This window comes from Finegoldia sp. BIOML-A4 (genome assembly GCF_009679635.1).
Lineage (GTDB): Bacteria > Bacillota > Clostridia > Tissierellales > Peptoniphilaceae > Finegoldia > Finegoldia magna.
Window position 1 is genome coordinate 21,951 of record NZ_WKZC01000014.1, and the last position, 8,163, is coordinate 30,113.

Here is an 8,163-nt window from a genome sequence, read left to right on the forward strand (position 1 = left end):
TCACCTCTTATTATCAATCGCCATCGTAGTGTTCTTCGAAAAAATCGTACCGTCTTTCACCGTGAAAAACTCATCGAATTCTTCGTCGTGCGTGTCCAATCTTTGATTTTCGAACACTTCTTCGTAACTACAAAACTTCCTGAATCCACATTTTTCGTAACATTTTATCGCTCTTTTGTTGAAATTATTCACATTTAAGAAAATCCTGTCCAGCCCGTAAACTGTAAATCCCATGTTAATCAAAGCTTTTATGGATTCTTCACCGTATGATTTGTCCATTTCATTTGGATCCAAAACAATACCCAAAAACGCCGTTTTCGTGAACTTGTCGTATTGTTTCAGCCCCACATATCCCACCAATTTTCGGGATTTATCCCTAATCGCAAAATATTTTTGCGTTTTCATTTCTCTTTTTTGGCGATACCACATTTTTATTTCAAAATCGTCCAAATCGGACAAGTTGTAATCTATTAGTCGTTCGTCTGTGTGTTTTCCCCATTGTTCGATTTCAAATGCATCGTCCAACGTAAAATCTTCCAGCGTTAACCTCTCAGTAGTTATCATTTGTCAAACGCTCCTACATCGGGCATTTGCTTGTCCAAATCCATAAACTTCGTGTGTTCCTTGTCGAATAAAGTATCCACAGTTCCCGTTGGACCGTTTCTGTGTTTTGCGACGATAATTTCCGCGATGTTTGGCTTGTCAGTTTCAGGATCGTAATAATCATCACGATACAACATCAACACAACATCCGCGTCTTGTTCGATCGCCCCAGATTCACGAAGGTCACTCATAACTGGTCTGTGGTTTGGTCTTTGATCAGGCGCACGCGACAACTGACTCAACGCTAGAATCGGACAATTTAATTCCTTTGCCAAACCTTTGAGCCCTCTTGAAATCGTGGAAATTTCTTGTTGTCTGTTCTCACTTCTGGAGTTTGTCGTCATAAGTTGCAAATAATCTATAATCACCAAATCCAAATCGCTACGCGCTTTTAATTTTCTGCATTTGGAACGAAGTTCATTCAATGAAATCGATGAAGTATCATCGACATGCATATTTGTTTCTGCTAATAATTGTGCTGCTTGTCCGAGATTTGTCCACTCAGTAACTCTACCAGACACAAGTTCTGACAGATTAATGTTACTAAGCGCGGACAATAATCTCTGAGTCAATTGCATCTTACTCATTTCAAGAGAAAAAATCGCGACTTGATGCTTGACACTAGCCTTGTATGCAATGTTAAGTGCAAGTGATGTTTTACCCATTGCAGGACGTGCTGCAAGTAAAATCAAATCCGATTTTTGAAGACCTGAAAGTTGTCTATCCAAGTCAATCAACCCAGTCGTAACGCCAGTTAATTGTCCTTGGCTCATACTCATTTCGCCGATCTTTGCAAGAGTTGGTTCCAACATTTCTTGAATTTTAACCAAATCTTGGTGGTTTCTGTTCTGACTGATTTTGAAAATATTGCTTTCAGCGTATTCTAAAACTTCGCCAACGGAATTGTTGGCAATGGACATATCAATCACATCTTGTGACACGCGCATCAAATTTCTGATAATCGCCTTGCTTTTGATAATATCTGCATAGTATTTTACATTCACAGCACTTCCTACAGCTTCTGAAATGCTTATAAGTTCATCAATCCCGCCGATAATTTCGTACATATTATTGGATTTTAATTTGTCTTCCAATGTAATATAATCCACAGGCTTTTTCTCGTCAATTACTTGCAAAATCGCCTTGTAGATTTCTTGGTATTTCGTAGAATAAAAATCTATCGGTTCCACGATTTCTGCCGCATCATCAACAGCTCTCTCATCGATTATCATCGCACCGATTACACTTCTCTCAGCTTCCAAATCGCACGGCATAATATTTTGTTGATTTTCCATTACCTCACCGCCTTTCTGTCGTGTATTCTAAAATTATTCTTTGTCTACAATTACTTCCAAGTTAGCGTTAATATCTGGGTATACCTTAACTATAACGTTAAATGTTCCCAAAGATTTGATGTTGTCTTTCATTTCAATTTTTTTCTTATCAACATCCAAACCGTGTTGCTCCTTCAATGCTTTTTCGATATCCATTGAAGTGATTGAACCGAAAAGTCTGTCGCCTTCACCTGTTTTGGCGATAATCTTAACTTTTGTGTTTTCGATTTTTTCTTTCAATTCATTAGCGTTTTTGATGTTTTCTCTTTCAATCGCTCTTAGTTCTGCTTGTTTTTCTTCCCAAATTTTGATGTTTTCTTTTGTTGCTTGTACTGCTAATTTATTTGGTAGTAGAAAATTTCTCGCAAAACCAGTCTTTGCATTAACCATTTCTCCAGCTTTTCCAAGCTTTTCTACATCACTAGTCAATATAACTTTCATCTATATCCTCCTTGATATATTCATCAATTGCTTGTTTTATCTTTTCTTCTGCCTCATCCATGCTACATTCTAATTGAGCACCTGCACTTGTAAGGTGACCTCCACCTCCAACTTTTTCCAAAACCAATTGTACGGAGATTTTGCCCAAACTTCTCGCACTAACATGAATTTTATCCTTTATTTTCGCCAACACAAACGAAGCTTCCACTCCCAAAATGTTGAGCAAATCATCTGCTGATTGTGCCGCAACCAAAATGGATTCGTCCACTTCTTCTTCCAATCTTCCGATGGCGATATTATCTTTATACATTTTCGATGAAGCGATTACGTCAGATTTTAGTTTGATAGTTCTCTCATCGTCCTTGAAAAGTTTCTTAACCTTGACACTATCCGCACCTTGTCTTTTCAATATAGACGCCGCTTCAAAAGTTCTAACACCTGTTTGATAGAAGAAATTCTTCGTATCCACAGTTATTCCTGCAAGTAACGCTTCTGCAACAATTTTTGGAATCTCTAGTTTTTCTGTCATATAAAATAACACTTCTGTCACCATTTCAGATGCACTAGATGCGTAAGGTTCCAAATAAGTCAACGACGTTTCTTTAATATAATCGGAACTTCTTCTGTGGTGATCGATGACCACGATATTTTTCGCAATATCCATAATTTCTTGACATTCAACAGAGTTTCTTCTGTGATTATCGCAAATAATAACCAAACTATTGCTGTTACAATTTTCCTTAGCAAATGCATTCTTCACAAAATATTTCTTGTAATCCGGTTTTTCTTCAAGAACTGAATTATAAATATTTTCAATTTGAGGGCCAACCTCATTCAAAATAATGTAGCATTCCTTGTTGTTAATCCTGCACGCTTCCAACATTCCTAAACTAGAGCCAATAGAGTCCATGTCCGGATTTCTGTGTCCCATAATAAACACATTTGAGCTTTGTACAATAAGTTGCTTCAACGCATGTGACACAACCCTTGCCTTAACCTTGTTACGTTTTTCAACAGCCTTGTTCTTGCCGCCGAAATATTTCAATTCGCCCGTGTCAACCACCGCTTGGTCACCACCACGACCCAACGCAACATCCAAACAAGATCTGGATTTCTCGTGAATTTCATAAGGATTATCTCCAATAATTGATGCTCCAATACTCAAAGTAACAGGAACATTATTAGTGTTTTTGATTTCCTTAATCATATCCAACACAGAGAATTTTTGTTGCATAATATTTTCAAGCTCGTGTTTTTCGACAATCATTGAGAACTTATCTGATTCGTATTTTCTGATATACGCATTGTGTTCTCTCGCAAAATCTTGCAAAATATTTTCAACATCTGAGAACACTCTCGTTCTTTCTTCTTCCTTGATGCTGTTACGTGCTTCGTCGTAATTATCTATGAAAATATCGACAAGTCCCAGTCTTTTTTCATCCAAAAGCGTCACAACATCCATGAAAGCAGTGTTGTCGATTCCATAAAGCAAAGTCAAATCCTTGTCTTCACTATCTTTTATAGTAACAGGATAAAATCTGTAGTATTTGCCATCAACCTGAGTTTCATAATAATCCAAGTTATCTTCACTGTCTTTTACAGTCTTCAAATCCAGAATTTTTTCGACTTCATTATTGAAAATCTCAATCTCATCATCAGCCAAATCCTTAAAATAAGTGTTAAACCAGCTAATTTTATTCTTATCATTGAGAATCAAAAGTGGAAAAGGAACCTTGAATACAGCATTTTTTGTAATATCCGTAAACTCATTATTAAGATTAATAATCTTCTCCTCAACCTTTTTATTCTTATTATTGATGTATGTGTATTGATCCACAATCATAAAAGCCGAAGCAATAAAGGCCAAAGTTCCTATGATATTTTGAAAATAAAACAAAATCGCAGAAAGTATCACCAACAAAACTGCTTGTACAATCAAATGTTTCAGCGAATATTTAAGCTCTTTCATTGTTTTCCTTCTTTCTCAAATCTTTAAAGCTATTCAAAGCCCCTAAGAATGCCAAAATATAAATAAACGGTTGAATTGCAACAGAAACCAACACAGTCAACACCTTAAAAGGAGTCGATAATGATTTCAAATATGAAAACATCAAAGCAATTCCTCCCAATAAGTACGAACTAATTCCGAAAACCGACAAATTATACAACAAATAATTTCCCAAATCCTTATTCACAAAATAAACAATTCCCGAGATCAATACCAATCCAACAATTGTGATTGTGAATTTCGTATCTATTCTGAAATTGTGAAACTGATGTTCCTTAGATTTTTGTGGAATATACACATTCAACACACTTGTATAAAAAGCGATAAGTCCCAAAATTGCATACACAGCTCTTACAATAAGCTTAGATGATTGTTCAAACATAATTTTAAAAGACTTCATCAATTCCTCGTCCATCTTCACAGAACTCAAAACCTTCATGAAATCATTCAACTTTACGTTAATCACATCTGCAATCGACATATCTGCATTTAGTTTCAAAAGCAAATTCGTCAACAAAACAAAAACACAAATTCCAACGAAACTAATCGTTATAGCCTGTGTGTCAGAAAATCCTGAACTTAGCAAATTCAAAATCGAATAAAACACCAAAATTATGTACAATCCGACAGGAATAGCAATCAAAGGAGTCGACACAACCAAACTCAACACAAAAAATATACCGAAAGATATCAGAGCCAATCTGTTATCTTTTTCCAATCCTAACTTAATAAAATAAGAAGGCAACACAATAAATCCAAATGGAAATAAAAATAAGCTCACAACATAAATCATCAGAGCTTTTAATGAAATTTTCATTAAAGATTTATAATCAATCGTATTAATAATCCCACCTCCGTTATCATATTATTATATCATAAATCTTGAAGAAATTTATGAGCTGCAACTCTCATAAATCACGAAACTATCCTAATCTTAGCAGAAATAGAACATTTCTCACCGCTTTTCAAAGCAAACTTTGAACCAACTGAATCCCTGTTCAAATTAGACACATAATAAGAACAATTTTCGTCCACGAAATCACTTGTCGATTCTAATTTGTATCCAGAAATCTCACTTACAATATTTTGACTTTCCAAATTATTTTTCCAATCAATCACAACTGCTGGATTCATCTTAATTGTGTGGTCGGAATTGTTAATCACATTCACATTAACACTCACACTGTCATTTGTGAATTGATACACAACAAAACTTTCAATCCCATCACACACACATCTTAGAACGCACATATCCTCAGATTTGCTCACAACATCGTATTCTTCATCTACGAAAAGACCATCAGTCGGATAACGAAAAGTCTTGTCCACACCATAATTTGGAATACAGATTTTCAAATCATCAATCATATTTACATCGTCTATTTTAAACTGTTCGATCCTCGCACCAACACTGTTGATACAAATTTCCATATTTTTAATCGCATACAAAATTCTCATTTAATCACTTCCTTACATATATATACCCAAATGAGATTTGTTATTGCAATAAAAAAATACTTCGCTAATAACGAAGCATTCTCTATTATCTCAAAGCTCTTCTGAAACCTGCAGCACGAGCTTCTTTTTCTGTTCTAAAATATCTTATATGACTTGGTTTAATCTTGTTGTAGTCTCTTTGTCCAGGAAGATGATAAATCATCGAATTCATATTTCCTTTAATTCTTCCTTCTCCAACAGGACCATATCCATCTTGGTAGATGTAGTTAGGTTTTGTTGGCTTGGAAGCTTCTTTTTTGGCTTGTTCTTGCTTTTTAAGTTCTAATTCCCTTTGCTTTCTAGCTTGTTCTTCCCTGGCTTTTCTTTCATTTTCAAGTCTTTTCATCTCATTTACTTCTTCAGCAGTAGGATTAGAAAATATATTGCTCGATACAGACTTTTCTCCACCAATAATAGTTACAGAATTCATATTTTCTAGATAACTCTTAGTTGATTGTGTCAAATTTTCATTGTCAGTCAAAATAATAGGCGCCTTGTAATTTTTCGCAACGCTTACCGCAGACAAACTATCTGCAAAAACTTTTGAATTTGCCAATATAGCATTTTCATTATTTTCAAATGAACGTCTTGCTATAGCCAATGCTGTTTGATATCTGTCATTTCCTGCTATTCTTTCCCCAGTAAAACCGTTCAACGGAAGTTGGTTAACTCCACCAATTGCGATTTCTTGTAAATCGGATTTCGGATAAGAATTACCATCACTAAGAACCATCAACGCCTTGTGATCTGCCATGAAACTAGTAGCACTAAGAGCATCAGGGAAGTTTTTTCCACTTGCTATCAATAAGTATTCTGCGTCGACAAACTCTTTGGTTTTTTCCATAACCTTCACTGAAGTTTCGTATCTGTCATTTCCCTTAAGTCTTTCAATGTTAATATCATTTACAACGGATTTTACGGATTCTTCAATATTTGAACTCAACGCATTTTCGCCGCCAACAATGTAGATATTTTTTGGCTTTAACTTAGCAATTTCATCGCTAGTTCTGCTGTCCAATTGATCTTTTGACAAAATAAGTGGCGCATTTAACGCCACAGCAAGTTGACCAGCTGACAAAGCATCCGCGAAGTTGAATCCACTAGCAAGTACAACATTGTCCGATTCATTGAACATCGCTTTTGAAATTTCAATGGAAGTAGCAATCCTGTCTTTTCCTGCAATCCTCGTAACATTTTCAACATTTGCGCTAGACACACCAGCTGGAATCATACACGCAACAGCCAATGCAGCTATCGTCAATTTTTTCAAATTTTTAATAAACATTTTCTCCTCCGATAATTTAATATACTACTATGATACCATAATAACTAATAAATTTATAAAAAATTTTATTATCAAATACTACCTAATTAGCATATTTCCCACAAACATAACTATTGGAAACGCTAATACTAACAAAAAATTCAACAAAGCTTTCGCAACGCTTTTTTCAATCAATGAGAACACAATTCCAATTATTCCCAAAATCGGACAAATATATATCGTCACAAAACCTATCGGTCTCAAATTCCCCAAAAATCCAAACTCAAAATCCTTCAATATAAAAGCAATTACAAGACACACAACACCAATGATAAGTGTCCACAAGCTTTTGTTTTTCGTTTTGTTCATAAACGCCTCCTTTGATATTTAATATTATTATACACTATTTGAGAATTTTTTAATATATAATTTTATTAAAAAAGAGTGCAGAATAATCTACACTCTCACATCTCAAATTAATTGTTTTTGTAAGTTTCTAATACTTTTTTGTAGCCTTCTTCTTCCAATGCTTCTTCGACATATCCTCTGATTTCTTTTGTTGGATAAACATTTCTCTTGATAGATTTCATTTTCTTCAACACATCTTCAACAATAATGTTCACATCAGAAGTATTCATCTTTGCTTCTGCAGAATCGGATGTTTGAGCTATAGAATGGAAGATTTTTTCCTTATCAAAGCTTTCAACGCTGCCAAGTTTTTTAAGCACCCATTCTCCTTTTTCTCCAAACATTTCATCAAGCACATTAATCTTTGCATCTTCAATTAAATTTGCAACTTTGTTTGGGTCTATATCGTTATCCTTAAAATAGTCAAACAATATTTTTGTTAAATCGTTCATAAAATCCTCCTTAAAAAATTAGAGCATCCATTAAAAACGGATGCTCAGCTTGTCTAATTTATCTACCTTAATCAAGGTTATTATTCTATAATTTTAGAAACAACGCCAGCTCCTACTGTTCTTCCGCCTTCTCTGATGGCAAATCTTAATCCTTCT

Annotated in this window: 9 protein-coding genes and 1 pseudogene; all 10 read right to left on the bottom strand. The window is 34.8% G+C overall.

The window, feature by feature from the left end:
• A complete protein-coding gene (locus GKG01_RS08580) occupies window positions 1–564 on the bottom strand; it encodes a GNAT family N-acetyltransferase (protein ID WP_154272150.1) in 564 nt (187 codons plus the stop codon).
• Window positions 561–1,898 carry a replicative DNA helicase gene (dnaB, locus tag GKG01_RS08585; protein WP_154272151.1) on the bottom strand — a complete coding sequence of 446 codons (1,338 nt, stop codon included), beginning with the start codon at window positions 1,896–1,898 and terminating at the stop codon, window positions 561–563. Before dnaB ends, GKG01_RS08580 begins: the two co-directional genes overlap by 4 nt.
• Window positions 1,899–1,931: 33 nt before the next feature.
• Complete coding sequence (rplI, locus tag GKG01_RS08590) at window positions 1,932–2,378, bottom strand: 50S ribosomal protein L9 (RefSeq protein WP_094205050.1); 447 nt, start codon at window positions 2,376–2,378, stop codon at window positions 1,932–1,934.
• On the bottom strand, window positions 2,359–4,347 hold the full coding sequence (locus GKG01_RS08595; RefSeq protein WP_154272152.1) for a DHH family phosphoesterase: 1,989 nt from the start codon (window positions 4,345–4,347) through the stop codon (window positions 2,359–2,361). The genes rplI and GKG01_RS08595 overlap by 20 nt, the downstream gene beginning before the upstream one ends.
• Entirely contained in the window at window positions 4,334–5,203 is an 870-nt protein-coding gene (locus tag GKG01_RS08600) for a DUF2232 domain-containing protein (RefSeq protein WP_154272153.1), read from the bottom strand. Before GKG01_RS08600 ends, GKG01_RS08595 begins: the two co-directional genes overlap by 14 nt.
• A 98-nt stretch (window positions 5,204–5,301) precedes the next feature.
• Window positions 5,302–5,844 (bottom strand): hypothetical protein, encoded by a 543-nt coding sequence (locus GKG01_RS08605; RefSeq protein ID WP_154272154.1) that lies wholly within the window; start codon window positions 5,842–5,844, stop codon window positions 5,302–5,304.
• An 85-nt stretch (window positions 5,845–5,929) separates the two neighbouring features.
• Window positions 5,930–7,168: a cell wall-binding repeat-containing protein gene (locus GKG01_RS08610; RefSeq protein WP_154272155.1), complete on the bottom strand. Its 1,239-nt coding sequence runs from the start codon at window positions 7,166–7,168 to the stop codon at window positions 5,930–5,932.
• A gap of 78 nt (window positions 7,169–7,246) precedes the next feature.
• Window positions 7,247–7,516 carry a hypothetical protein gene (locus tag GKG01_RS08615; RefSeq protein WP_154272156.1) on the bottom strand — a complete coding sequence of 90 codons (270 nt, stop codon included), beginning with the start codon at window positions 7,514–7,516 and terminating at the stop codon, window positions 7,247–7,249.
• Between the two features lie 107 nt (window positions 7,517–7,623).
• The gene (locus GKG01_RS08620) at window positions 7,624–8,007 is read right to left on the bottom strand and encodes an ATP cone domain-containing protein (RefSeq protein ID WP_154272157.1); all 384 of its coding nucleotides are present in this window, start codon (window positions 8,005–8,007) and stop codon (window positions 7,624–7,626) included.
• Between the two features lie 80 nt (window positions 8,008–8,087).
• Window positions 8,088–8,163 (bottom strand): annotated as a pseudogene (locus GKG01_RS08625) (elongation factor Tu); the annotation flags it as partial.

Coding starts and splice junctions, on each gene's coding strand:
- GKG01_RS08580 (WP_154272150.1), bottom strand. CDS start 564: ATGATAACTACTGAGAGGTTAACGCTGGAAGATTTTACGTTGGACGAT.
- dnaB (WP_154272151.1), bottom strand. CDS start 1,898: ATGGAAAATCAACAAAATATTATGCCGTGCGATTTGGAAGCTGAGAGA.
- rplI (WP_094205050.1), bottom strand. CDS start 2,378: ATGAAAGTTATATTGACTAGTGATGTAGAAAAGCTTGGAAAAGCTGGA.
- GKG01_RS08595 (WP_154272152.1), bottom strand. CDS start 4,347: ATGAAAGAGCTTAAATATTCGCTGAAACATTTGATTGTACAAGCAGTT.
- GKG01_RS08600 (WP_154272153.1), bottom strand. CDS start 5,203: ATGAAAATTTCATTAAAAGCTCTGATGATTTATGTTGTGAGCTTATTT.
- GKG01_RS08605 (WP_154272154.1), bottom strand. CDS start 5,844: ATGAGAATTTTGTATGCGATTAAAAATATGGAAATTTGTATCAACAGT.
- GKG01_RS08610 (WP_154272155.1), bottom strand. CDS start 7,168: ATGTTTATTAAAAATTTGAAAAAATTGACGATAGCTGCATTGGCTGTT.
- GKG01_RS08615 (WP_154272156.1), bottom strand. CDS start 7,516: ATGAACAAAACGAAAAACAAAAGCTTGTGGACACTTATCATTGGTGTT.
- GKG01_RS08620 (WP_154272157.1), bottom strand. CDS start 8,007: ATGAACGATTTAACAAAAATATTGTTTGACTATTTTAAGGATAACGAT.